Annotated in this window: 21 protein-coding genes, 1 pseudogene and 1 riboswitch; of the genes and pseudogenes, 12 read left to right on the forward strand and 10 right to left on the reverse strand. The window is 57.0% G+C overall.

Annotated features, from left to right (window positions below; translation table 11 throughout):
- Positions 1–621: 621 nt before the first annotated feature.
- A complete protein-coding gene (locus FKP33_RS11490; protein ID WP_141335095.1) occupies positions 622–1,656 on the forward strand; it encodes a ketoacyl-ACP synthase III in 1,035 nt (344 codons plus the stop codon).
- A 120-nt stretch (positions 1,657–1,776) separates the two neighbouring features.
- Positions 1,777–2,880, forward strand: a complete 1,104-nt coding sequence (locus FKP33_RS11495; protein ID WP_141335097.1) for a YheC/YheD family endospore coat-associated protein — start codon at positions 1,777–1,779, stop codon at positions 2,878–2,880.
- Between the two features lie 146 nt (positions 2,881–3,026).
- Here FKP33_RS11495 and FKP33_RS11500 read toward each other — a convergent pair whose 3' ends face one another.
- Entirely contained in the window at positions 3,027–5,786 is a 2,760-nt protein-coding gene (locus FKP33_RS11500) for a WIAG-tail domain (protein ID WP_141335099.1), read from the reverse strand.
- 296 nt (positions 5,787–6,082) lie between these two features.
- Here FKP33_RS11500 and FKP33_RS11505 point away from each other — a divergent pair, with 296 nt between their 5' ends.
- Positions 6,083–7,309, forward strand: coding sequence for an aminopeptidase (locus FKP33_RS11505; protein WP_054796941.1), 1,227 nt, complete (start codon positions 6,083–6,085; stop codon positions 7,307–7,309).
- Between the two features lie 65 nt (positions 7,310–7,374).
- Here the strand turns inward: FKP33_RS11505 and FKP33_RS11510 are convergent, their stop codons facing one another.
- Positions 7,375–7,944 (reverse strand): DNA-3-methyladenine glycosylase I, encoded by a 570-nt coding sequence (locus tag FKP33_RS11510; RefSeq protein ID WP_054796936.1) that lies wholly within the window; start codon positions 7,942–7,944, stop codon positions 7,375–7,377.
- Between the two features lie 181 nt (positions 7,945–8,125).
- Between FKP33_RS11510 and FKP33_RS11515 the strand changes: the two genes are divergently transcribed.
- From FKP33_RS11515 to FKP33_RS11525, 3 genes are all read left to right on the forward strand, one after another.
- Positions 8,126–8,875, forward strand: a complete 750-nt coding sequence (locus tag FKP33_RS11515; RefSeq protein WP_127608873.1) for an EcsC family protein — start codon at positions 8,126–8,128, stop codon at positions 8,873–8,875.
- Positions 8,876–9,087: 212 nt separating this feature from the next.
- Positions 9,088–9,543 carry a MarR family winged helix-turn-helix transcriptional regulator gene (locus tag FKP33_RS11520; RefSeq protein WP_054796937.1) on the forward strand — a complete coding sequence of 152 codons (456 nt, stop codon included), beginning with the start codon at positions 9,088–9,090 and terminating at the stop codon, positions 9,541–9,543.
- Between the two features lie 60 nt (positions 9,544–9,603).
- Positions 9,604–10,374: a pirin family protein gene (locus FKP33_RS11525; RefSeq protein WP_127608835.1), complete on the forward strand. Its 771-nt coding sequence runs from the start codon at positions 9,604–9,606 to the stop codon at positions 10,372–10,374.
- 130 nt (positions 10,375–10,504) lie between these two features.
- Here the strand turns inward: FKP33_RS11525 and tenA are convergent, their stop codons facing one another.
- The 5 genes and pseudogenes from tenA to FKP33_RS11545 all read right to left on the reverse strand — a co-directional run bounded on the left by tenA (position 10,505) and on the right by FKP33_RS11545 (position 14,151).
- Positions 10,505–11,170 (reverse strand): thiaminase II, encoded by a 666-nt coding sequence (tenA, locus tag FKP33_RS11530; RefSeq protein WP_054798334.1) that lies wholly within the window; start codon positions 11,168–11,170, stop codon positions 10,505–10,507.
- 56 nt (positions 11,171–11,226) lie between these two features.
- A complete protein-coding gene (locus FKP33_RS11535) occupies positions 11,227–12,021 on the reverse strand; it encodes an energy-coupling factor transporter transmembrane component T family protein (protein ID WP_054798335.1) in 795 nt (264 codons plus the stop codon).
- Between the two features lie 6 nt (positions 12,022–12,027).
- Positions 12,028–12,906 carry an ABC transporter ATP-binding protein gene (locus FKP33_RS29020; RefSeq protein WP_464621147.1) on the reverse strand — a complete coding sequence of 293 codons (879 nt, stop codon included), beginning with the start codon at positions 12,904–12,906 and terminating at the stop codon, positions 12,028–12,030.
- A 159-nt stretch (positions 12,907–13,065) separates the two neighbouring features.
- Positions 13,066–13,461: pseudogene (locus FKP33_RS29025) on the reverse strand (ABC transporter ATP-binding protein); the annotation flags it as partial.
- Between the two features lie 105 nt (positions 13,462–13,566).
- Complete coding sequence (locus FKP33_RS11545) at positions 13,567–14,151, reverse strand: ECF transporter S component (protein ID WP_054798336.1); 585 nt, start codon at positions 14,149–14,151, stop codon at positions 13,567–13,569.
- Positions 14,152–14,289: 138 nt separating this feature from the next.
- A riboswitch (TPP riboswitch) is annotated at positions 14,290–14,395 on the reverse strand.
- A 259-nt stretch (positions 14,396–14,654) separates the two neighbouring features.
- Between FKP33_RS11545 and FKP33_RS11550 the strand changes: the two genes are divergently transcribed.
- The 5 genes from FKP33_RS11550 (at position 14,655) to FKP33_RS11570 (ending at position 19,765) form a co-directional block, all read left to right on the forward strand.
- Positions 14,655–14,867 carry a hypothetical protein gene (locus FKP33_RS11550; RefSeq protein ID WP_054798337.1) on the forward strand — a complete coding sequence of 71 codons (213 nt, stop codon included), beginning with the start codon at positions 14,655–14,657 and terminating at the stop codon, positions 14,865–14,867.
- 158 nt (positions 14,868–15,025) lie between these two features.
- Entirely contained in the window at positions 15,026–15,826 is an 801-nt protein-coding gene (asd, locus tag FKP33_RS11555) for an archaetidylserine decarboxylase (RefSeq protein ID WP_141335103.1), read from the forward strand.
- A gap of 72 nt (positions 15,827–15,898) precedes the next feature.
- Positions 15,899–17,158: an MFS transporter gene (locus FKP33_RS11560; protein ID WP_127608840.1), complete on the forward strand. Its 1,260-nt coding sequence runs from the start codon at positions 15,899–15,901 to the stop codon at positions 17,156–17,158.
- Positions 17,159–17,405: 247 nt separating this feature from the next.
- Positions 17,406–18,350 carry a glutaminase A gene (gene glsA, locus FKP33_RS11565; RefSeq protein ID WP_141335105.1) on the forward strand — a complete coding sequence of 315 codons (945 nt, stop codon included), beginning with the start codon at positions 17,406–17,408 and terminating at the stop codon, positions 18,348–18,350.
- 107 nt (positions 18,351–18,457) lie between these two features.
- Positions 18,458–19,765, forward strand: a complete 1,308-nt coding sequence (locus FKP33_RS11570) for an aminotransferase class I/II-fold pyridoxal phosphate-dependent enzyme (RefSeq protein ID WP_141335107.1) — start codon at positions 18,458–18,460, stop codon at positions 19,763–19,765.
- A gap of 200 nt (positions 19,766–19,965) precedes the next feature.
- Here FKP33_RS11570 and FKP33_RS27140 read toward each other — a convergent pair whose 3' ends face one another.
- The 3 genes from FKP33_RS27140 to FKP33_RS11580 form a co-directional block, all read right to left on the reverse strand.
- On the reverse strand, positions 19,966–20,121 hold the full coding sequence (locus FKP33_RS27140) for a hypothetical protein (protein WP_164751890.1): 156 nt from the start codon (positions 20,119–20,121) through the stop codon (positions 19,966–19,968).
- A 16-nt stretch (positions 20,122–20,137) separates the two neighbouring features.
- Positions 20,138–21,391 carry a threonine ammonia-lyase IlvA gene (gene ilvA, locus FKP33_RS11575; RefSeq protein ID WP_372814393.1) on the reverse strand — a complete coding sequence of 418 codons (1,254 nt, stop codon included), beginning with the start codon at positions 21,389–21,391 and terminating at the stop codon, positions 20,138–20,140.
- 170 nt (positions 21,392–21,561) lie between these two features.
- Positions 21,562–22,800, reverse strand: coding sequence for an S-layer homology domain-containing protein (locus FKP33_RS11580; RefSeq protein ID WP_127608844.1), 1,239 nt, complete (start codon positions 22,798–22,800; stop codon positions 21,562–21,564).
- Positions 22,801–22,987: 187 nt separating this feature from the next.
- On the opposite strand from FKP33_RS11580, the gene FKP33_RS11585 reads away from it, so the two are divergent.
- Positions 22,988–24,616 carry an FAD-dependent oxidoreductase gene (locus FKP33_RS11585; protein WP_127608845.1) on the forward strand — a complete coding sequence of 543 codons (1,629 nt, stop codon included), beginning with the start codon at positions 22,988–22,990 and terminating at the stop codon, positions 24,614–24,616.
- Positions 24,617–24,691: the final 75 nt, after the last annotated feature.

The following is a 24,691-nucleotide window of genomic DNA, read 5'->3' on the forward strand; positions in this document are numbered from 1 at the left end:
CCCTCATGCGAGTCACTTGCCCGAAAGACGCTTCAGCAAGCCAAAGACGCCGGGAGACGAAGCTCCTGACGTGGTTGCGCAGACTTTACTTTACCATTCGAACGAAGCTTGTTTTGGATACTCTGAATGATCGTTTCAGAACGCCCCATATAAGGAGTAATCGCCGTCTCATCAACTGGATACTGAGCAAGGAAGGCCTTCACATTCACCCGTTCAAGGATAGATTTCCTTTTTCATTCCCGCACTGAAGTTTTGCATACGAGTCTCACAATCTAAAATATGAGAATTGCATGTTGGTTGCTTGGACGGATGACATTTATTAAAAAGTTAGGTGCCGAAAGCTGCCTTATCGCTTGTTAAGCTTCTTCATGGATAACCTTTCTTCCCTTTCAACTTCAGGATATGCGGCGCCGGAATCCATAGGATAGACATGACTAGCAACTTCATTTAAAGCATATTCATGTAAATCTGTTAAACCATTCACTTGCGTCCACATTGACAAACGAACGACATCCCGCTAAAATTTTAGTATCTGGTACTAATACTTGGTACTGGTATTAACCAACATATTCTTGCATACATGAACAGTGACCCCATTTTATTCGATCGAGGTGTTTAATCATGTTTACCGAACCTGTTCTCCCGATGTCCGGGCCGCGTTACCGTTCCCGGATGACCGCTATCGGCAGTTATGTGCCTGAGCGCATATTGACGAATGCCGAGCTTGAACGCATGATCGACACGAGCGACGAATGGATCGTACAGCGCACCGGTATCCGCGAACGCCGCATCGGCGAGCCTGACGAGTTCACGAGCCGTCTGGCCATTCGAGCCGTGCAAAATATGCAGGAGCGCTACGGCGTGGCGCTGCACGATGTCGATCTGCTGCTGGTTTGTACGAGCACGCCTGACTTCTCGTTTCCTTCCACCGCTTGCCTGGTGCAAGCGCACTTCGGCATCGAGCAGACGTTTGCGCTCGATTTGAGCGCGGCTTGCGCGGGCTTCGTCTACGGCCTGCATGTGGCGGACGGGATGATCGCTTCCGGCATGCACCGGAAGGCGCTCGTCATCGGCGCGGACGCGCTGTCCAAAATCGCCGACTATACCGACCGCACGACCTGCATCCTGTTCGGGGACGGGGCAGCTGCCGTGCTGCTCGAGCGGACGGACGATCCCCGCTCGGAGCCTGCGTTTTTCAGTTATACCGCAGGCAGCGACGGCAACGGGGCGGCGCATCTGTACCGCTCGAACACAGCGGCAAGCTTGAACGGCGCCCCCCTGCGCGGAGACGGAAAGCTCGTTCAGAACGGGCGCGAGGTGTACAAATTCGCCGTGCAAACCGTCCCAAAGGGCGTTGCCGAGCTGCTCGCCCAAGCCGGCTTGACAACTGCCGACATCGATTGGTTCCTCCCCCACAGCGCCAACCTGCGCATTATCGAATCCATCTGCGACAAAACCGGCATCCCGCTCGAACGAACGCTGCACACAATCGAGCTTTACGGCAACACATCGGCGGCCACCATCGGGCTGGCCATGGATGAAGCCGTTCGGATGGGACGGTTCCGGGACGGGGATCGGCTGCTGCTCTTCGGCTTCGGCGGCGGCTTCGTCCACGGCGGGCTATTGATGCGGTGGTGCGACCTGAGGGAAGGATAAACGCGGAACATCCGGACGAATGCCTACGACACCTGTCCATACCGCCCGACGATCCCCGACATATGCTGTATAAACGATCGTCACAGGTAAGGATCGATAACAGATCGAGGAGGGATCGTCGTGTATCCTCCCTACGTGGGCATTCTCGTGAATGATAACGAACTCCGTAAAATCCCGTTGGGAACTTGGAAATACGAAGCTATTGAACATTATGAAGAGGCGGGAAAAAAATACGGATTCACCCCCTGCTTCTTCAGGATTTGCGATCTTCGCGCCGGGCAAAAGACGGTGAAAGCCTACGTAAAGCAGCTCGAAGGTTATGTACGGCGGAAAATCCCCGCTCCGCTTGTCATACACAACCGGGCGATCTATCTGAGCAAATCCCAGGATCGCCGGTTGTCTTCCTGGGTTCGCGACGGCCGCCAGCTGTTCAACCGCTGGAACCGGTACGGCAAGCTGCGCATCCATCAATTGATGCTGGAAAACCCTTCGTTGCATCCGCACCTGCCGGCAACCCGACGAGCTACGCCGGACGGTATCGCACGATTGATGAAACGGTTCGACTCGTTGATCATCAAGCCGAACAACAGCAGCATCGGACGCGGCGTGATGAGAATGGACCGGACCCCAACAGGATGGAAGCTATCCTATCCGATTTCGTTCGGCCCGGTGAACCAAAAGTGGCGCACCGTCAGATGGAAAGGAACGCGGCTGCCGGCCGTCCTACGCAGCCGCCTCCGAAAAGAAACGTACATCGTACAGCAGCGATTGCCGCTGGCAACGTTTCAAGGAAGCCCGTTTGATCTGCGCGTCTCCGTGCAGCGGACGGCGGACGGAAGCTGGGATGTAACGGGAATCGTCGCCAAAGTCGCCTCCAAGCATACGTTCGTGACGAACGTCGCCCAAGGCGGCACGACTTACCAGCTGCCCCTCATCCTGCAAGAAGAATATGCTCACCTGGACCCCGAGGAAGTCGTACAGCGTATTTATAACTTCTCCATACTTGTCGCCTCCCATCTGTCCGATCGGCTTCCGCATCTGGCAGATTTGGGGCTGGACGTCGGAATCACGACGGACGGTTACCCGCTGTTTATCGAATGCAACGGTAAAGACCAGCGCTACAGCTTCCGCGAAGCCGGCATGCTGAGCGAATGGATCGCTACGTACGACAATCCGATGGCATACGCCAAATATTTGCTCGACGGCTGTTCCGGCCACGTTTGAACGTCCGAACATGAAGAAAGGACCGTTCACACCCAGGACGGTCCTTTCTTCATGTCTCGCCGCATATGGTGAACCAGGCGTCGCCTGATCGTTCGACCTTATGCCGGCACGGCGCTTCGAAGATGCCGCGGGGGGCCAGTGCCGCCTTATTCGCTCAGGGGGCCGATCGCAATCCAGTTTACGATCCCTTGAATATCGGCCGCCGATTTCAAACGAACGAGCTCGAGGATCGCGCAATCAGCCAGCTTTTCTTTCACAACGGCAAAGGCATACGACTGGCTTGACGTGGCTACGAGCACGTAGTTAGCGTCAGCGAACGGTTGATCGAACGTGACAAGCAGTTCGACTTTCTCCTCTTCCGTATACAGGTTGAACAGGCTTAATCCGAATTGCTGCACAACGGTTTGCCCCGCTATCGCTTGCACCGGACGCAGGTAGGACCGCGGGGAAGCTGCTTCGCTTTCGGTCACCATCCCGCTTTCCGGCGATAGCGCATGCAGCCGGAGCTTGTTCTCAGCCTCTTGCCGAGCGCTCTGGTCCTCTGCGACGGACTCGATCGTAAACGCTTCGGCCATCTCCGCAACCGGTTCGATGTACGAAGCATCGATGAACGTTTCCGCAGCCGAGTTCCCGGGAAGGATGACCGCTGCCTTCGTCTCCGTCTCGGCCGCTTCTAATTCGGCCTCCGGCGTTGCTTTAAGCTCCAGCTCGGCTTCAGCGGCCTCTTTAAGCTGCCTTGCCGCTTCGCTCGCCGAAAATCCGTTCAACAGCGTTTGGAGCGACGTGTCCAAATGAAGCATCGAAATCGTACCGGGGATCAAGTGGTACCCCGATAAGGTTTCCTGCATAATGTGCAGGCCGTCTATGGAATCGACGCTTACATGATCCGTCGATACCGCCCCGGCCGCCAGCTTTTCCGCCGTCACCGCACCCCTTTCAAGCGCCGAGCTGTTCACGGCGTTTGCGCTCAGCTTCTCCGACGTGACGCTGCCATCCGCCAGACGGTCGGTCGTGACGCTCCCGTCCGCCAGCTTTTGCGAGGTGACGCTGCCATCCGCCAGCCGATCCGTCGTCACCGATTCCGCGGCAAGCTGCTCCGTGCCGATCGCCCCCGGCGCCAGATGCGCGCCGCGCACCATCCCTTCCGCCAGGTTTACGCCGGTCACCGCACCCTCCGCCAGCTTTTCCGTCGTCACCGCGCCGTCATTCAGCTTCTCGCGCGTCACCGCACCGGTAACCAGCTGCTGGGTGCGAACGGAGGCTTTGCTCAAGTGCACGTGATGAATCGCGCCCGGGGAAACGTGTTCCGCTTGCACCGCTTCCCGGCTAAGCTTCTCCGACGTGACGCTCCCTTGCCCCAGCTTCGCCGAGGTGATCGCCAAATTCGTCAGCTTATCGGTCGACACCGCCTCGCTGGAAATTTTTGAAGTCGTGACGCTGTGGTTGCCGAGATGGCCGTTCAATACCGCGCCGTCATGCAGATGCTGCGAACGCACTGCGCCGATTCCCAGCTTGTCGGACGTGACCGCGCCGTCTTTCAGCTTCTCCGTCGTGAGCGAGCTCTCCTGCACATGCTCGGTACCGACCGCCTTCGGCGCAAGCTGTCCCGCCTGCACCGCCTGATCGGCCAAATGCTGCGTATCGACCGTACCGGCCGATACATGCTCGGCCTTGACGGCCCCTCTCCCCAGCTTCCGCGAGCTGACAGCTCCTTCCGCCAGCTTCGCCTCGGTCACGGCTCCTTCCGTCAACTGCGGCGTGCCGACGCTCGACGATGCCATCTTGTCGACGGTGATAGCGCGATCGGCCAAGTGACGGCTCACGATGACGCCCGGCTCCACGTGCCTCCCTTCGATAGAGCCGTCCTGTACGTGCAAGCCTTGCACCGCGCCTTTGACCAGCTTCGCGGAAGTGACCGTGCCGTCCTTCAGATGAGCGGTATGAACCGCTTCATCAACCAAGTGAATCGCTTCGATCTGTTTCGAAGCGACGTTGACGCCGCGAATAAGACCGGATGTCAAATGCTCGTTCAAGACGGCCCTCGGCTTCAATTGTTCCGCGCCGATACTCCAAGGCGCCATTTTCTCCTCCGTCACGGAACCGTCAGCCAGCTTATCGGTGCCTATCTCGCCGTCCACCAGCTTGGCCGCCGTCACGGACAAATCGCGCAGCTTCTCAGTGGTAACCGCGCCGTCCGAAAGCTTGGAAGTGTTGACGGCGCCGTTTGCCAAATTGCCCGAGAGAATCGCGCCGCTTTTGATTTTATCCGAGGTAATCGATTGATTTTGCAGCAGCTCTCCGGTAATGGCCTCATCCGCCAAATGATACGTATGGATCGATTGTTCGGCGATTTTGATCGCATCGATCGTTTTATCGGCCAGTTTCTCGGACGTGATGCTGTTATCGAGCAGCTTGCTGCCTGTGATCGCCCGGTCCTGAATTTTATCGGTCGTTATCGAATTCGTCGCCAAATGCTCCTGCGTCACCGCACCCCAAGCCAGCTTTTGCTGGTTTACGCTGCGGTCCGCCAGCTTGGAGGTATCAACGGCGTAGTCCGCCAACGTATCCTTGCCCAGGCTGCCTCGTTTAATTTTGCTTCCGTCAATCGCATAGCGCGCAATTTTCTCCGAGGTGACGGCTTCATCAGCCAAATCGTCCGTGTATACAGAAGCTTCCGCCTCAAGAGTCACATTCGAGGTCGATGCCCTCAACGAGCTCTCATCCGACGAGGAAATATTCGGTTCTTCCTTTGTAAGATTCGCGGCGGGCGTCCAGCTCATCGCATCTCCGTCGTTCCGCTTCTCCCGATCCTCATTCAACCAGCGTAATTCGTCATATAACGAATCGACCCGCTTTTGAGGGGGCTTTATTACATTGCCGGAATTCCGGCGGTTCACCTTTTTCATCCGGGATCCTCCTACTATGCCTTGTTCCTGCAGTACATCGCTGATGATGGTTAAGCAATCACTGCTAACATATGCATGCCCCTATACGGTGGTCATTCGCCCTGTGAAAAATAGGCGGTCGCGTACCAGCGCGGCGGTACGCCGGGATTCTACGCAGCGCCAGGTTCAAGCGATTCGCCTCATCCAGTTGTAATTCCGCGCTGAAATCCGCATAATGAGGGGGAACGACGGAACGTCACTTGCGGCCGTTAGCCGTCCCGTTCGAAGTTAACCAAGCGAAAGGATGATGGAAGGTGATTTCGCTGCAAACCGCCATCGAACGATATGCCGGGTTGGCTGTGCAGGTGGGCATTAACGTGCAGCCGGGCCAGACGCTGGTCGTTCACGCGCCGCTGTACAACGCCGATTTTGTTCGATTGATCGCGAAGAAAGCTTATGAGGCAGGCGCCAAACACGTGCATGTGGAATGGGACGACGACGAGCTGAAACGAATGAAATATTTGCTGGCGCCGGATGAGGCGTTTCATGAATATCCGCAGTGGAAGGCAAACGGGTACCTGGAAATGGCGGAGGCGGACGCCGCATTCTTAACGGTGTACTCGCCGACGCCCGACTTATTGAAGGACGTCAAGCCCGAGCGGCTGTCCGCTGCCAGCAAGGCGTACGGCTCGGCCATGCGCGAATACCGCGCTCTGATGCAAGCCGGTAAGATCAGCTGGGCGATTGTGTCGGCGCCTTCGCCGGGATGGGCGCAGAAAGTATTCCCGGGCTCCGGCGAGGAAGAGGCCATCCGCAAGCTGTGGGAATATCTCGTTCAGGCGGCGCGGGCCGACCGGGACGATCCGGTGCAAGCTTGGCACGACCATCTGCTGCAGTTGAAGGGGCATGCGGACCGCATGAACGCCAAGCGGTACGCGCGGTTGAAATACAAAGCTCCCGGAACCGAGTTGACGATCGATTTGCCCCCTGAGCATCAATGGGTGGCGGGAGGCATTCGCAATGCGAAAGGCACATTCTTCGTCCCTAACATTCCGACCGAAGAATTGTTCACCCTGCCGCACCGTGACCGTGTGAACGGCACCGTGGCGAGCACGAAGCCGCTGAACTGGAACGGCCAGTTGATCGACAAGTTCAGCATCACGTTCGAGAACGGCGTTGCCGTGGCCTGCACCGCGGAAACCGGGCTGGACACGCTGCAGCGTCTCATCGCGACGGATGCAGGCGCCGCACGGCTCGGCGAGGTGGCGCTCGTGCCGCAGCATTCGCCGATCGCAAGTATGAACGTGTTGTTCTACAACACGGGGCTCGACGAGAACGCTTCGTGCCACTTGGCGTTCGGCAACGCCTATCCGCTCTGCGTGCAGAACGGCACATCCATGAATCCCGAAGAGCTCGAGGGGCTCGGGGCAAACCTGAGCCTGCTGCATGTCGACTTCATGATCGGCTCGGACGAGCTCGACATCGACGGCATCACCGCAGACGGCGTGACCGAACCTGTTTTTCGCCGCGGCAATTGGGCGTAATATCCAAAAACCCTGACGACAGAAAGCTCCACCAGGGTCTTTGGCCAGATGTGCGGTAGGCTTGCTCAACCTTCCATCGATTCCTTATACCGGTAACAATCGGTCGTATGATCCATCACCATGCCGGTGGCCTGCATATACGCGTAACAGATCGTCGAGCCGACGAACGAAAAGCCGCGCTTCTTCAAATCTTTGCTCATCGCATCCGACTCCGGTGTGCTCGCCGGCACCTCGCGCAGCGACGCCCACCGGTTCCGTTTCGGCGCGCCGCCCACGAAGCGCCAGATGTACGCGTCGAAGCTGCCGAATTCCTGCTGTACCCGCAAGAACGCCTTGGCGTTCGTGACGGCGGAGCGGATTTTCAGCCGGTTCCGGATCAAGCCGGGATCGGCGAGCAGCTCCGACAGTTTCGCCTCGTCGTAATTTGCGACGACGGACGGCTCGAACCCGTCGAACGCTTCGACGTAACGGGCTCTTTTGCGCAGCACGGTGTACCAGCTTAAGCCCGCCTGCGCGCCTTCCAACACCAGCATCTCGAACAGCTTGCGATCGTCGTGAACGGGGACGCCCCATTCGTGGTCGTGATAGTTTATATATAACGGATCTTCATTCACCCATTCGCAGCGGTGTGTCATCTCTCCAACCTCCTGTATCCTCGCGGTTATTCCTACCTGTTATAGAACGTACGTTCCCGTATCATACCACAATTTCAGCCCGGAGCAAATATGCCTTTTGTTTCCGGTCCGCATACTTTTTCTTTGCCATGCGTATCAACTATGGAGAACCCAGTATACGATCCGGTAGGTGAAGATCATGATGAACGGCAAATATACCGTGTACGAGCAGCAAACCGCCAAAGCGCTGATCCGTTGGGAGAAGGAGCTGCTGAAGACGCCCGGCCTCTTCGAAAAAACGTCCAAAGCGGTGCAAACCCGGATTAACCAGGTGATTCCCGAGAAAGTGCATACGGCCATTACCGCCGCCGTCAAAGGCATCGTACGATCCGCCCTCTTCACGATGGACTATATCCCGAAGAACGAGCCGCTGGCCGCCGCTTCTCTTGCCGAACGGGATCACAAGGCGGCGGAACTGCTCGCTTTCTACAAAAAGCTGGCCGCGGCCGAGGGCGCCGGCACCGGAGCGGGCGGACTGCTGCTCGGTTTGGCCGATTTTCCGATCCTGATCGGCATTAAGATGAAGTTTCTGTTCGAGCTGGCCCACGTATACGGACATTCCACGCTCGACTACCGGGAGCGGTTGTACATCCTGCACATCTTTCAGCTCGCCTTCTCCAGCCAGGCGATCAAGCCGGCCCTGCTTCGCACGCTTGCCGAATGGCCCGAGACGTCGAAATCGCTGCCGCCGGCAGATTCCTTCGAATCGCACATCGACTGGAGGCAGCTGCAGCAAGAATACCGCGATACGATCGATTTCCGTAAAATGCTGCAGCTCGTCCCCGGCATCGGCGCCGTCGTCGGCGCCTGGGCCAATTACGGCCTGCTCGAGGAACTCGGCCAAACCGGCATGAACGTGTACCGGATGCGCTGGCTGGCTGCGCGGTCTTAGCCGGGACCGGACGCCCGGAGGAGCCGCCGCGGCGCGAATCGGAAGGCGGCGGCTCGCTTTCCCCGCCAAGCCTTCCAGCCGGGCGCTGCCTCGAGGGCAGGCAGGAAGGTTCGTTCGTGGCCGGACTGGCTGCAGCTTGACTTTTACATGCCATTGAATTATCTTAATATTAAGATTATTGCTTCCTTCAAATTGCAGAAAGGACGATACTTATGCCGAATGAACGCGATGAATCTTTACACTTATTTGTCGTCCTCTCCCGGGCTTGCGAATGGGTCACGGCGCACGCGCATCGGGACATCCGGCGGCATGGGCTGAATCCGACGGAATACGGCGTGCTTGAGCTGCTGTACCACAAGGGACCGCAGCCGCTGCAGCAGATCGGCGAGAAAATATTGATGACCAGCGGCAACATCACCTACGTCATCGATAAGCTGGAGCAGAAACAGCTTGTCGTCCGCAAGCCTTGTCCCGAAGACCGGCGGGTCAGTTTTGCCGAGATTACGGAACGAGGGGTTGCCTTCCTGAACGATGCCTTCCCTGCGCACCAGCAGGTCGTTGCGAATGCGGTGGCCGGACTCACATCGGAAGAGAAGCGGCAAGCGATCGCGCTGCTTAAGAAGCTGGGTATCAGCGCTAAAGAAAGTTTCAAGCTCCCCGCCGACTAACGCTCCGCGTGTCCGGCCGCACACTTATCTCAATATTAAGATATTAAGGAGACGATTGTTATGCAAATCATGGTATATCCCCCAAGCATGCAGGGTACCGGCGCTTTCGACGGAGGCAAAATCACCGAGCGGAAGCCGGTCGGATTTCCCGGCGAAGGCTCGGTCGTGAAAGGAGTCGGACCGCTTTTTTACTGGTCTTGGGCATTCTCCAAGCATGAAGGGTACATCGGGCTGCATCCGCATCAAGGGTTCGAGATCATGACGTACGTCATCCAGGGCAAAGCCGAGCATGGCGATACGCTCGGCACCCGCAGCGTCGTCGGCCCCGGCGGTGCGCAGGTGATGCAAACCGGCTCGGGCGTCTCGCACGAGGAACGGTTCATCGGCCCCGATATGGAGGGCTTCCAGATTTGGTTCGAGCCTGAGCTGCGCGCTGCCATGCAGCGGAAGCCGACGTACAAGCAGTTCGAGCATGAGGAGTTCCCGATCCGCCAAGCGAACGGCGCCGTGCTCAAAACGGTGATCGGCGAAGGCTCGCCCATCGAGCTCGTCGCCGACGTGCACGTCTGGGACATCGAGCTCGAGCCGGGCGCTTCCTATACGCATACCATCCCCGGCGGACGTACGCTGACGGCGCTGGCCATTCGCGGCCAAGGCGCGTGGACGCAAGCGAACGGCTCCGATACGGCGTTCAACCACCAAGACTTCATGACGATGCGAGCCGACCAACCAACCGAAGTGACATTGAAAGCGGGCGACAACGACAAGTTGCGCATGATCTGGATCGAGGTGCCGACCCAAGTGGCGTACCCGTTATATCCGAAACGTTGATAACCGCGTCCGGCTTGAGCAAAAGGGGCAGCCCTCAAGGTCAGGAATTGACCTTCTTGAGGGGCTGCCCCTTCGCCGCTTTCCGGAAGATCTGCTTGTTCAGCTCGACCCTCTGTACCCTATCAACGATTTAATCGATCGGCCACGCTTCCTTGTCGTAAGCCATTTCCCAGAACATGTACTCGTACCGGCTGCTGATCACGAAATGGCGCTTCATCCGTTCGCGATCGGCTTCGGACGCCTGCTCCGCGAGCTCGTCAAGCCTCGCAATCTGCTCCTCCACCAGCTCACGGAACCATTCACCGCCATAAGCTGCGATCCATTCGCGGTAAATCGGTTCGTCAGGCGTGCAGGACTGCAGCCGCTCACCGATTTCGTAGTACAGCCAATAACAAGGCAGGATGGCTGCCACGATGTCGCCGAGCGAGCCGGAATAAGCCGCGCGCAGCATATGCGAGGTGTAGGCGTAGGCCGTAGGCGCCGGCTCGAACGCCGCGTGTTCTTCCTCGGTGATGCCGAGCAGCTTGGCGAACTTCTCATGCAGGGAAAGCTCCGCGCCGTAGGTGCCTTGGGCGTGAACCGCCATCCGGTTGACCGTGTACAGATCGCCGGCCTTTGCGGCACCAAGCGCCTGCACGCGGGCGAATTGCGACAAATAGTAAGCGTCGTTCAACACGTAATGGCGGAAGCAATCGAGAGGCAGCGTACCGTCGCCGATGCCGCGAACGAATGGATGTTCGAAGCTTGCGTTCCAGCTTGTATCGACCGCAGCCCGAAGTTGCTCTGAAAATTTCATAAAAAGACCAGCCTCCTCCAAATTTTCCGATGAAATCGACTTCGCAAGACATGCGGTTAACGCACGTCTGTCATGCTAAAGTGCGGCAGCTGCGTGGCAAACACGAGCGCGGCACACCAGATGCACGCCATGAGCGCAACCAGCGCCGCATCGTTCCCCGACCAGCCGATGCGGTAATAAAACGTGCGCGCTCCGCTGCCGGAGAAGCGCTTCGCTTCCATGGCGACGGCAATTCGCTGGGCGCGGCGGATACTTTGCGCCAGCAGCGGAATCGCATACCGCTTGACCGAATCGAGCACGCCGCGCAAGCCCCGCGGCATTCGCACGCCGCGCACCAGGAAGGCCGAACGCAGCGTGCGGTATTCGGCTGCAGCAATCGGGATAAGCCGGATCGCGGCCATGAAGCTGTACGCATAGCGGGGCGGCAGCCGCAGTTGCTGCATCAAGGAATAAAACAGGAATACCGGATTCGTCGTCAACCCGAACAGCAGCCCGATCAGCGCCATGTCGATCGTTTTAAAGCCGATGTGCATGCCTCGGAAGAAGCTCTCTTCCGTAATATGCACGAGGCCATAGCGGAACCACGTCGTCTCGCCTTGACCGAAAAATACCATCGAGGTGGCGGACGAAACGAACATGATCCCGAACGGAAGCATAATCAGCATAAGCCTGCACACCGGCTGACCGGAAGCGAGAAACAGCAGCAGCACGTACATCCATGTGACATGAATCAGTACGTTAATGTTATGCGTTAACAGCACGATCACGAAAATCACGACGGACAGCAGCAGTTTAAAACTCGGATTCACCCGGTGCAGCCACGTTTCGCGGCCTGCCTTCATCAGTGGCATGGACGTTCAACTCCTCACCTTAACCGTTTGCTGCTCAGACCCAGTGCCGGACGCTCTGCCGGTCGCTTCGTACGCAGCCGGAAGCATGTCCGCAGCCAGCTTGCCGTCCCGCACTTCCCAGACGCGGGTGGCAAACGTGCGCACGATGCCCGGATCGTGCGTCACCATCACGATCGCGATGCCTTCCGCGCGCCACGCTTCCAGCTTCTCCAGGAGCGCGAACGTGCTGGCCGCATCCTGTCCGAACGTCGGTTCGTCCAGCAGCAGCAAGGCTTGCGCCTTAACCGTGGCGGCGGCTACCGAGAGCCGGCGCTTTTGGCCGAGCGACAGCTGATAAGGATGCTGGTTCCGCTGCGGCAGCAGTCCGAACTCGTCCAGCAGCGCCTCCGTTCTCGCGGCAACGCCGATTTCCGGTTCGCCATCCCTCCGGAAATTAAAAGCGACTTCGTCGAACACGCTGTTCGCGATGAACTGCAGCTCCGGATTTTGAAAGACGAATGCGGCCGTATCGACGACGTCAGTCAGCCCCTTCACCGCCGACCCGTTCATCCAATAACCGCCCTCTGTCGGAATGAGCTGCATCAGGGCGGACAGCAGCGTGCTTTTGCCCGCCCCGTTCTTGCCGACGACGGTCACCCATTCGCCCGGATGCAGCTCGGCCAAGTCCACCTCAATCTTCTTCGCCTTGCCGTGGTATCCGGCAAATTGACGGAGCCGGATCAAGGGCTCGCCTGTTCCGCCCGGCTTGCATGCAGCGCCGCGTTCGGCGGAAAGCTTACGCTTGCGGCTGTAGTCGTCCCATATGCCGGGGTACCAGATGCCGAAGGTCTGCAGCTCTTGTCGATGCTCGCGGAAAATACGCGAAGGCTCCCCATCCGCCAGCATCCGGCCGTCCGTGTCAAACAATACGACCCGATCGACGAAATCGACGATATCGTCAATCTTGTGCTCGACGATCAGTACGGTTTTGTTCGCCGTCACCCGTTTGACGGTTTCCCATACTTCGCGCGTGCCCTCCGGATCGAGCAGCGACGAAGGCTCGTCGAGAAACCAGACGGCCGGATCGAGCGCCAGCAGCGAGGCGATCGCCAGCCGCTGCTTCATACCGCCAGACAGCGAGGCGATCGGAAAGTGCGGATCTTCAAGCGCTAGCCCGACCTCTTCCAAATAAAAGCGGATCAGCTCCGGCATCCTCTCCCGAGGCACCTGCAAGTTTTCCAGAACAAACGCCAGCTCCTCATCCACATAGGGCATACAAAACTGGGCGTCCGGGTCTTGGAACAAATATCCCCAAGATGTCGGCCGGCTGATCCCGTCGAACTTCATCGGCACCTCGATCACGTCCGGTATCAAGCCGCTTAACACCTGCAGCAGCGTCGATTTGCCGCAGCCGCTCGGTCCGAGCAGCAGCACCTTCTCGCCGGGCCGGACATGCAGCGACAAGTCATCGAACAGCAGCGACGCGCTGCCGGGAAATTTCAAACGAAGCTGCGATACCCATAGACCCGGAGTTGTCGTTCCTGTATCGAATGCGCTCATCATGGCTTATTTACGTTCCAGGGCGTTATAATCGCTTTTGTTGACCGGACGCACCAACTGGGTCACGCCCGTCTTCTCCAGCGCGCTCACAAGCGCATAAGCGAGAGGACCGCAAATGACGAAAGCGCCGACGAAGCGGAATACGATATACAGCGTCAAGTTCCAGGTTGTCAGTTCCAGCAAATAGCCTTTGAAATAATCGAACACCACGGCGCCGAAGCCCGAAGCCATACCCGCCAGGCCGGCCGCTGCCCAAGAGAAGTTCCGGTACAGGAACGCAGCGAAAATCAGCTCTGCGCACAACCCTTGTGCAATGCCGTACGTCAAAGCTTCGACCCCGTACTGCGAACCGGCCAATAGCTCACCGGATGCAGCCGCAATTTCAGCGAGCAGCGCCACGCCGGGTTTCCGAATAATAAGGAACGCAACCGTGGCAGCGATAAACCACATTCCGTACGTGAGCTGTTCCAACTGCAAGCCTGGTACTTTAAGTACGTTGTATACGTCGCCCCACAAGCGATAAATAATAGCAAACACGACCGCAATCACGATAGTGACCAAAATATCGGTCAATTTCAAACCTTTTGACATGGACGATCCCTCTCTTCTTATAAATAATTGTCCTTACAAGACGTCCCAAGGCTCGCCTGTCTCCCCTGTGCGGATTACGCCAAAAAAGCCGCCCCCGATCGATTCGGAAGCGGCCTTGTGAGCACTATTGAACCAGCGTGCTTACGCTCTCCACTTCCCTACGCTGGTATCATCCAGATCAGGTTCAGAGGGTCTAGGATCTATTGATCCAATCTCAGCCGATGCGGCTCCCCTAGTGACATAAACATATTAACACGATTGAAATAAATGTCAATGGCTTTCCTTGCTTATCTTTTTAAAAAAATCTTTGCAGAAACGGCCTAGTCAATCGTTTTGAATTCTGTTAATATTACTTTGATTTGTCATATTCCATAATTTGGTCGATACGTTCTAAGGGGGTTTCTCGGTAGCTGGCAAAAGCGGTGGACAGAAGTCGATAAGAAAAGGCGTCAGATCATATTGGAAGCGCTATCTTTTTTTATTAACGGAAAGGAAGCGAGACCATGGAAAACATAATTCATCGTGAATTCGAAGCGGTTGAACCGGTGTTCGTCACCATCGAGATGGTGTCGCATTGTGGATATTGCACGCAGGTGCATGGCGATCCGTATTGCCGGACGCCAGTACATTGCACCAAATTTTCCGGTTCCTGCAGCCCGATTCATGTTAATTTGGCGACCTGCATGACTTGCGGTGAATACAAGAAAAGCACCTAGGCGTGAAAATCGACCGGACCGCGCAAGTAGAAGGCCCTTTCGGGGGCCTTCGTGCTTTTTTTACGGCTGTTTGCAGGTTGCTTTGTCTACGGTTCTGTGTCAAGATATCGATAGATTCAAACTACGTTAACGAAGGAAACAGGTGACGCATAAACCCCATGAAGATAACGTTTTTTCGGCTCTTAACGGAACTTTCATCGCGCAAGACCGTATCCCGCCTCACAGGAGCCTTCGCCAAATCGCGTGCCAGCCGCACGTTCATTGCGCAGTTCGCCAAGACGTACGGCATCCGCGTTGAAGATGCGGAGAAAGCGCTGCACGAATATGCGTCGTTAAACGACTTCTTCACGCGACGGTTGAAACCCGGCTTGCGTCCGGTTCACACCGCCGATAACAGCGTTGTCAGTCCGGTAGACGCTTTGATCACCGGGATGGGCGACATACGCGAAGGAACGATGCTGAGCGTCAAGGGGCAGGATTACACCGTCGAAGAGCTGCTGGCGCATAGCCCGCGGCGCATCAATTATACGAACGGCTATTTCTACGTGCTTTACTTAAGCCCGACCGACTATCATCGCATTCATGCGCCGATCTCGGGAACGATTATCGAGAAGGAGCACATCCCCGGCAAAGTGTACCCCGTCAACGATTTCGGGTTAAAGCATATGCGCCGCGTACTCAGCCGTAACGAGCGGCTTATTACGTACATGCAGCACGGTACCGGCGAAGTCGCCGTCGTCAAGGTCGGCGCGTTGAACGTCAGCTCCATCCAATACGTATCGCCGCTGCCGGAGAAATTGTCCGCCGGTGACGAGCTCGCGTATTTCGAGTTCGGCTCTACAGTCGTGCTGCTCATGGAAAGCGGCACGTACGAAGCCCGATCCGATCTCACAGTCGGCAGCAAAGTCAAAATGGGCGAGGCTCTCGGCACCTTAAAACCGGCCCAGTCCTCGCGTTAGAATGAGTCGGTACGTGCTTGCCAGCCTGCACGTACCGACTTTTATGTTCCCTCCGGGAAAGGAGCGCTTCACATGTCTTTACAAACCCGAACGGCCGCCGACGGTCCGGCTTTGCGTCAACCGCCGAAAGCCGACGTCAAGCCGACTGTCTTTCGCATTTTGCTTGCTATCAGTCTGGTTCATCTGTTTAACGACACGATTCAATCCGTCATTCCCGCCATCCTGCCGATATTGAAAGAAACGATGCAATTGAATTATACGCAATCCGGTATCATCGTCTTTGCGCTGAACATGACCGCTTCCGTCATGCAGCCCGTGGTCGGTCTGTATTCGGACCGCAAGCCGCGCCCTTATATGCTGCCGATCGGCATGGGATTTACGTTCCTCGGCGTGCTCGGTCTGGCGATCGCGCCGAACTACACGCTCGTGCTGTTGTCCGTGCTGCTGATCGGCGTCGGCTCGGCCATTTTCCATCCGGAAGGCTCGCGCGTCGCCTACATGGCCGGAGGCTCCCGGCGCGGACTCGCCCAGTCGATCTTCCAAGTGGGCGGCAACTCCGGCCAATCGCTGGCTTCCGTGATGACCGCCCTCGTGTTCGCCCCGCTGGGCCAGATTGGCGCTATCTGGTTTACGGCGGTCGCAGGCATCGGCATCGCCGTTCAGCTGTTCATTTCACGCTGGTATAGCGGTTATGTAGCCGCAAATCCGCCGGCCGCCCGGAGGAACGGCGTCCGTGTGATGGATCGAAAGCGGAAGAAGCACATTCAATTTGCTGTCGTTATGCTGATCTTCCTCGTCTTTGCCCGTTCGTGGTACCATGCCGGGGTTACGATTTACTACCCGTTTTATTTAATGGAAAAGTTTTCTATCAGCTTGGAGCAAGCCCAGCTGTATATCTTTTTGTTCGCCGCCGCGGGGGCGGTCGGGACGTTCATGGGCGGTCCGCTATCAGATAAATTCGGCCGGCGCAACGTCATCTTTTTCTCCATGTTCGGCGCCGCTCCGCTTGCACTAATTCTGCCTTACGCCGACGCCTTCTGGGCTTACGTGATTTTACTGATCAACGGCTTCATTATCTTATCCAGCTTCTCCGTCTCGGTCGTCTATGCCCAAGAACTGATTCCCGGCAAAATCGGCACGGTCTCCGGCCTGATCACAGGCCTGGCCTTCGGCCTTGGTGCGCTTGGCGCCGTTGCGCTGGGCGGTTTGATCGATAAGTATCACCTGCAAAGCGTCATGAGCTGGGTCAGCTTTTTGCCGATCATCGGGCTGCTTACGTTCTTCCTTCCGGGAGACCGGAAGCTTCAGGAATGGGCGAAGGAGGAAGCTTAAACGATCGAGCGGTCCATCCTTTGGCATGCGGATGTATGGTCCGGGCCAACAGGCCTGCTCTCTTTGCCTAGCAGGGCGGTGTGTGTCAGCGACGCTTTGAGCGGCTATCCCTTTCACTCAGGAACATGCGCGACGGGCCTACGCAATTGGTCTTTCCTTGTGTAAACCGCGTCGCAGCTTCCAAAAACAGGCGTAAACGGGTATGCTAGAGAAAAACCCGGAGCAACATCCGCCAAGGAGGCTTACAATGAAAACCGAGACCGAATGGGCCGAGTTATGCGGCTTGCTGCCGTCCTGGCTGGAAGCCAGCCGGCAGCAAGCCGCATACGGAAAGCCTGCCAGCTACATCCCCGAGCTTGCACACGCCCCGGCCGATGCGCTAGGCGTAACGATTATGGCCCCCGACGGGCAGAAAATCTCTGCAGGCGAGTGCGGGCATGCATTTACGCTGCAGAGCATTTCCAAAGTATTTACGCTGCTGCTCGCTCTGATGGATCAAGGCGAAGAAGGCGTGTTCCGCAAAGTCGGCATGGAGCCGACCGGGGACGACTTCAATTCCATGCTGAAGCTGGAGCTCGTGGAACCCGGCATCCCCTTCAACCCGTTGATTAATGCGGGGGCGATCGTCATTTCCTCGTTGATTCGCGGCAGGACGCCGGAGGAGAAGACGGAACGGATCCTGACGTTCTTTCGTACGATAGCCGGCGATGCGTCGCTGACGTACAATCAAGCGGTGTACGCTTCCGAATCGGCGACCGCGCACCGGAACCGCTCCCTCGCTTATTTTCTGAAGGACAACCGCGTACTGGAGGAAGATGTTGAGGAGGTGCTGGACGTCTACTTCAAGCACTGCTCCATTGAGGTCAACTGCCATCATATTGCCCGGATGGCGCTGGTGCTCGCCTTGAACGGCAAGGAGCCCGATACGGGGCGCGAGCTCATTCCGCGGCGCTACGTGCAGATCGCCAAGTCGTTCATGATTACGTGCGGGATGTACAACGCGTCCGGAGAGTTCGCCATCCGTGTCGGGCTGCCGGCCAAGAGCGGCGTCGCCGGCGGCATCCTCGCGCTGGTGCCGGGCAAATACGGCATCGGTGTCGTAGGCCCGGCGCTGAACGATAAGGGCAACAGCGTCGCCGGGGTTCATTTGCTGCAGACGATGTCCGAAGCGTGCGATTGGAGCATTTTTTAGCAGACCGCCGTCAACACGCCCGGGAAAAACCACCGTGACGCTCCCGCGTCAAAGTGGTATAATATTGGCTAATGTACGGAAGAAAGATTTAGGAAGGAATGAAATTCATGAATTCTCTTGCCCAGAAACTGAACGAGACGATCGCTCAGGAAAATGCGCACGTCTACGAAATGCTATCCGAGCTCGGCCGGCAAATTTACTTCCCGAAAGAAGGGATCTTGAGCCAATCCGCCGAGGCGAAGGCCAAAGCAAAGAAATTCAATGCTACCATCGGAACAGCGCTGGAGAACGGTCAGCCGATGCACCTCAAGGTGATCCAAGACACGCTGTCCGCCTATCAACCGAAGGACATTTACGAATATGCCCCTCCGGCCGGGAAGCCGGAGCTGCGTGCCGCCTGGCGCGCAAAGATGATCGAGGAGAATCCGTCCCTGCAAGGCAAAGGACTCGGCAATCCGATCGTCACCAATGCGCTTACGCACGGACTCAGCATCGTCGCCGACCTGTTCGCCGGTCCCGGCGACGCCGTCATCATTCCGGATAAGAACTGGGAAAACTACGAGCTGACCTTCGGCATCCGCCGCGGCGCCGAGCTTGTGTACTATCCGCTCTACAATGCGGACCGCCGCTTCAATGCGCAAGGACTGCGCGAAGCGCTGCTGGCGCAAAAAGATAAAGGAAAAGCGATCGTCGTGCTGAACTTCCCGAACAACCCGACGGGATATACGCCTGGCGCCGAAGAAGGCCAAGCGATCGTAGCCGCGATCCGCGAAGCCGCCGAAGCCGGCATCAATGTCGTAGCCGTCACGGACGACGCGTATTTCGGATTGTTCTTCGAAGATTCCCTGCAGGAATCGCTTGCCGGGCAACTTGCCGGCCTGCATCCTCGCGTGCTGTCCGTCAAAATCGACGGCGCAACGAAGGAAGAGTATGTGTGGGGCTTCCGTGTAGGCTTCATCACCTACGCCGGTCAGAGCGATGCCATGCTGGCCGCATTGGAGCAAAAAACGATGGGCATTATCCGCGCCACTATTTCCAGCGGGCCGCACCCGTCGCAGACGTTCGTGCTGCATGCGCTGCAGTCGCCCGAGTTCAAGGCGCAAAAGCAAGAGAAGTTCGACATCATGAAGGGCCGCGCCAACCGGGTCAAAGCGCTGCTCGACAGCGGCAAGTACGGCGATGTCTGGGAATACTACCCGTTCAACTCCGGGTATTTCATGTGCCTGAAGCTGAAAACGGTCGAAGCCGAAGCGCTGCGCACGCATTTGCTTGATAAATATGCCATCGGCACGATTGCCCTCGGCGAAACCGACCTGCGCGTCGCGTTCTCCTGCATCGAAGAAGCGAACCTCGACGAGTTGTTCGATTCGATTTATCAAGGTGTGCTCGACATCCAGGCCGTCACCGCCAAATAAACGTAAAAGCCAAGCTGCGACCGGCTCCGGTCCAAGCTTGGCTTTTTTTGTTCGGAGCGTGCGGATGTCTGGTAGTTGCCCACATCCGCAGTGCAGCCGGGAGCAGCCGGGAGATATGCGAAGGCCGCCCATACTCCGCTCTGACGCCCCTTCGCGCAGCGCGCTCATCCGCCTGTCCTCACGCCTTCTACGGCATTCGTCTACAGCCGCGTGCCGCGCCTTCTCCGTGCGAGCCCGTTGCGGTCGCGCGCGCCCGGCAAGGATCGGCCCGCAGGACACCAACGATCGTCCTCATCCATAAACTCCTCGTAGTCCTCCAAAAACGTGTCGGTCACCGTCTCTTGTTTTTCCTGCAATAGTCCTCACCCTCCGTCAAATCAACAAATTAAACAAGTACGGATCCTTATTGATCTCGCTGTACTGGAGACCGCGTTCGTTCATCCGTTCCAGCAGCGGACCGTAATCGTCCTTATGCTTCAATTCTATGCCGACGAGCGCCGGGCCGTTCTCCTTGCTCGTCTTCTTCGTATATTCGAAACGCGTAATATCGTCTGTCGGGCCGAGCACGAACTCGAGAAACTCCCGTAAAGCGCCTGCACGCTGCGGAAAATTAACCATGAAATAATGCTTCAGTCCTTCGTAAATAAGCGACCGTTCCTTAATTTCCTGCATCCGGTCGATGTCGTTGTTGCCGCCGCTGATGACGCAGACGACGTTGCGCCCCGCGATCTGTTCGCGGTACAAGTCCAAAGCGGCCACCGGCAGCGCGCCAGCCGGCTCCGCCACGATCGCATTCTCGTTGTACAGCTCGAGAATCGTCGTGCACACCTTGCCTTCCGGCACGACGACAATGTCGTCGACCACCTCGCGCACGATCGTGTAATTCAACTCGCCGACGCGCTTCACCGCCGTGCCGTCGACGAACTTGTCGATCTCGCCGAGCGTAACGATGCCCCCCGCATCGAGCGATTGCTTCATCGACGGCGCGCCGGTCGCTTCCACCCCGATGACGCGCGTGCCTGGGCTGATGCTCTTGACGTACGTGCCGATGCCCGCCATCAAGCCGCCGCCGCCGATGCCGCCGAAGACGAAATCGACCGGCTCGCGCATGTCCGCCATCAGCTCCATGCCGACGGTACCCTGCCCCGCCACTACCTTCGCATCGTCGAACGGATGGATGAACGCCGCCCCTTCCCGTTCCCCGTATGCGAGCGCCTCGCGCAGCGAATCATCGAAGGTGTCTCCGATCAGCAGCACCTCCACGAACTTGCCGCCGAACAGCTTCACCTGTGAAATCTTCTGGCGCGGGGTCGTCGTCGGCATGAAGATTTTGCCCGGAATCTCGAGCGCTCTGCACGAGTATGCGACCCCTTGGGCATGGTTGCCCGCGCTGGCGCAGACGACGCCTTTGGCGAGCTGCTCGTCCGACAAGCTGCGTATGAGATTATAAGCGCCGCGAATTTTGAACGAACGCACCACCTGCAAATCTTCCCGTTTCAGGAACACATTGCAGCCGTATCTTTCCGACAGGATATAATTCTTTTGCAGTGGCGTATGATGCACCACATCCTTCAGCACATGGCTGGCCACAAGGATATCTTCCAGCTTGATTCGATTTTCGCCCATGGTTTTCATTCCCCACCCGTTATACTTAATTTCTACTATTATACACGGCCCGGACCAAAAGAAAATAATAAAAACGAAAACAGCCCTCCCCCAAGCCCGCAGACTTAGGAGGAGGACCGTTCTTTCGTTGTAAGGCTAACCTTTTTCTACTCTCTAACAATCTTTATCTATTATCGAATAATGACGGTGTGTACGAGTTGTTGTTTGCCGCGCAGCTCAACCGAACGACCGCTTGTCAGCAAGCTGACGTCACCGGAGATATACACGTCAGGCGATACGCCGTATACGGCTGTTTGAACGCTGCCGTTGACATTTTGATTAATGGAAATCGTCGCGATCGACCCTTGGGAGTTCAGGGTGTATCCGTTCAGCGTACCCGTCACCGAAAAATCAACCGTTTGCTGCGGATTGCCTTCGGCTAATTTCAAGACTTCCACGTAAATCGCTTTGCCGCCGTACGTACGGATCAGCACCTGGTCGTTCGCACGCAGTTCGCTCCAAGCGACGCGCGCGCCGTTACGGAATACGAATGCGTTCGCATCAAGCTCAACACTTACCGTTTCGTTATTGGAAGCTTTCACCTGCAGGATGTTGTTCGCAACAGGAGCGACAACCGAGCCTTTGACGGATGTATGATCCGGCAGCTGGCTGCCCGTACGGTCAAGCAAGGCCGCAAGCTCTGCACGCGTTACCGGTTGGTTCGGACGGAACGTATTGTCTTCGTAACCGTCGATCAAGTTTTTCTCAAGCGCAACGGCGATGTAACCGACCGATCCCGCTGGAATTTTGTTCGAATCTTTAAACGGAAGCTTAGCATTCATCTTGGCCTTCGCTTCGTCCTGCAGCTTGAGCGCCTTCACAAGCAGCGTCGTCGCCCACAGACGGTCCGCTTCTTTCTCCGGCTGCACCATGGTGTCGGTTTCCGTGAACAGGTCGTTCTGCAGCGCCACAGACACGTAGCCGACGGCCCAAGGATATTTCTCCTGTACCTTCTTCGCATCGCTGAAGTTCAAGTTCGCCTGCTTCGCTTCCGGCGATTCCGCTTGGTCGCGGAGACCCATCAACCGGACGGCGGCGGTAATCGCCTCGATGCGGCTGATCGTTTTGCGAGGCTGGAATGTGCCGTCTTCATAGCCTTCGAATACTTTCTTGGATGCCAGGCTCGCTATGTATCTGGCCGCCCACTCCACGTCTTTTCCTCTTAGATCGTCAAAGGTAAGTTTGATTTCAAGGTTAGCGCTCTTCGGCGTATACTTCGTCTGGATCGAGCTGCGTTCGTTGCGGTCGTTATCTTTGCGGTCTTTGTCACGGTCTTTGTCGTTACCGTGTGCAAATGCAGCCGTCGAACTTCCCAGCACCATGGCCAGCGTCAATCCCGAAACAAGCGTTTTTTTGAATGTGTTGTTCATCATCAGATCTCCTTTAACCGGTAGAATGAATAAAAGGCTGTAAGACCTCAGAACCTTCGCGAAGTGTTCCTGGATTCACCCATAGCTTTCGCCGCTTGGAAAATGTTTGTGGGGGTGCCACTTACTGATCCGTCGCAAAAATGATAGACTTATCTCTATACCCCCCAAAGGAGCGATATGAAAACCGATGAAACGCAAAGGAACTACGCTGTCCGTCGTCCTGGCGACGGCGGCTCTCCTCATGGTCGCAGCCATTTATTTATTTACGAATACGTCTTCTCCTTCCCGGACGGAAACGCAGTCGCAGACACAGCCGACAAGCGATTCGAACAAGAACGCCGTCGTACATACGGAAAGCGCACAATCCCTGCAGACGAAAGATACGGCGCTCCCTGCGGACAAGGTTGACGTGCTCATCGTCGGCAGCGAGCTGGAGGGGCTGTACTTGGCCCGCGCTGCGGCGGACGAAGGGCTGAAAGTGAAAGTGATCGACCCGCGCGAGGCGTTCGGCGGCCAGGTGCTGCAGGGAGAGATGTTGTTTCTCGACGAAACGCGCGACGACAAGCACCGGCTGCTCGTGCAAGGACGGGCGAAAGAGCTGTTTGACGGCTTCCGGCAGGGCAAGATCCGTAAGCTGAAGGAATTCGAGCAATACTTCGAACAGCTGAGCAAAGACATTCCCGTCGAGCAGGGCGTCGTCATCGAAGGCATTGAGCTGCAGCCCGGCGAGTTTGGCCCGCAGGCGGTGAAGGCGGTCGTCTACAAATCGAAGGACGGCCAGAAGAAACGGATCGAGGCGTCCTACTGGGTAGACAACACCGACTTCGCGGCCTTGGTCGGCAAGCTGCAGGTGCCCCGGCTGCCGGGACTGGAAGCCTTTTACGGCCAGAACAACGTCGAGTATATGAGCGCCGGCCTGATGATGAAGTTCAAGAACGTCGACTGGGCGAAATTCCAGAAGCAGTTTAATGAATTAACGAAGGAAGAGCGTAATGCGAAGTACGGCTGGGGCTCGGTCGACGGCAGCTTCGCCATCAGCCTCTCGGGCATGACGAGCCGGTACAAGCCGACGAACGATCGCGTATTCTTGCGGGGATTGAACGCGGTTAACCAGCGGGACGGCGAAGTGTTGATCAACGCCTTCCTCATCTACACCGTCGATCCGTCGAACGACGCTTCCATCCGGGAGGCGATGGAGCTTGGCAAGAAAGAGATGCCGCTCATTCTCGAGCATTTCCGCAAAAATATCGTCGGCTGGGAACACGCGGAGCTGAACGGCTTCCCGAACTACCTATATATTAGAGAGTACAACCATTATGAAACGGATTACGTATTGAAGCCGTCGGACATGCTCGGCGCGAAGATGTTCTGGGACAACGTCAGCATCGCCGGATACCCGCTCGATCTGCAGGGCACCAGCGCCAATAAGTGGGGAATCGAGATGGGACGCCCGGATAAATACGGGATGCCGCTGCGCAGCTTTTTGTTGAAAGGGTTCGACAACGTCATTATGGCCGGTAAAAATGTCGGCGCTTCCGCTATCGCTTACGGCAGCGCGCGCATTCAGCCGAATACGAGCCTGGCTGCCGAATCGATCGGCGTCATCCTCGGGCAAATCCAGGGCCGTCAGAAGCTGCGCGCGGTGACAGAAGCCGATATGCCGGCGCTCCATGCCTACTTGGAAAGCAAGTACAAGATCAAGCTGACCGGCGTGACCGGCAACAACAAGCTGACCGGCTGGACGGCCGACGAGCTCGCTAAGCTCGATACCGGCGAAATCGTGTACCCCTCCTATATAAAAACAAGAAAAAAATAGCGCCGTCCGAGACGGCCTCAGCGAATCGCTCCCGAATGACTTCCGGATGAAGTCGGCCGGGAGCTTTTTTTTTCA

The sequence above is a fragment of the Paenibacillus sp. tmac-D7 genome, assembly GCF_006519665.1.
Lineage (GTDB): Bacteria > Bacillota > Bacilli > Paenibacillales > NBRC-103111 > Paenibacillus_G > Paenibacillus_G validus.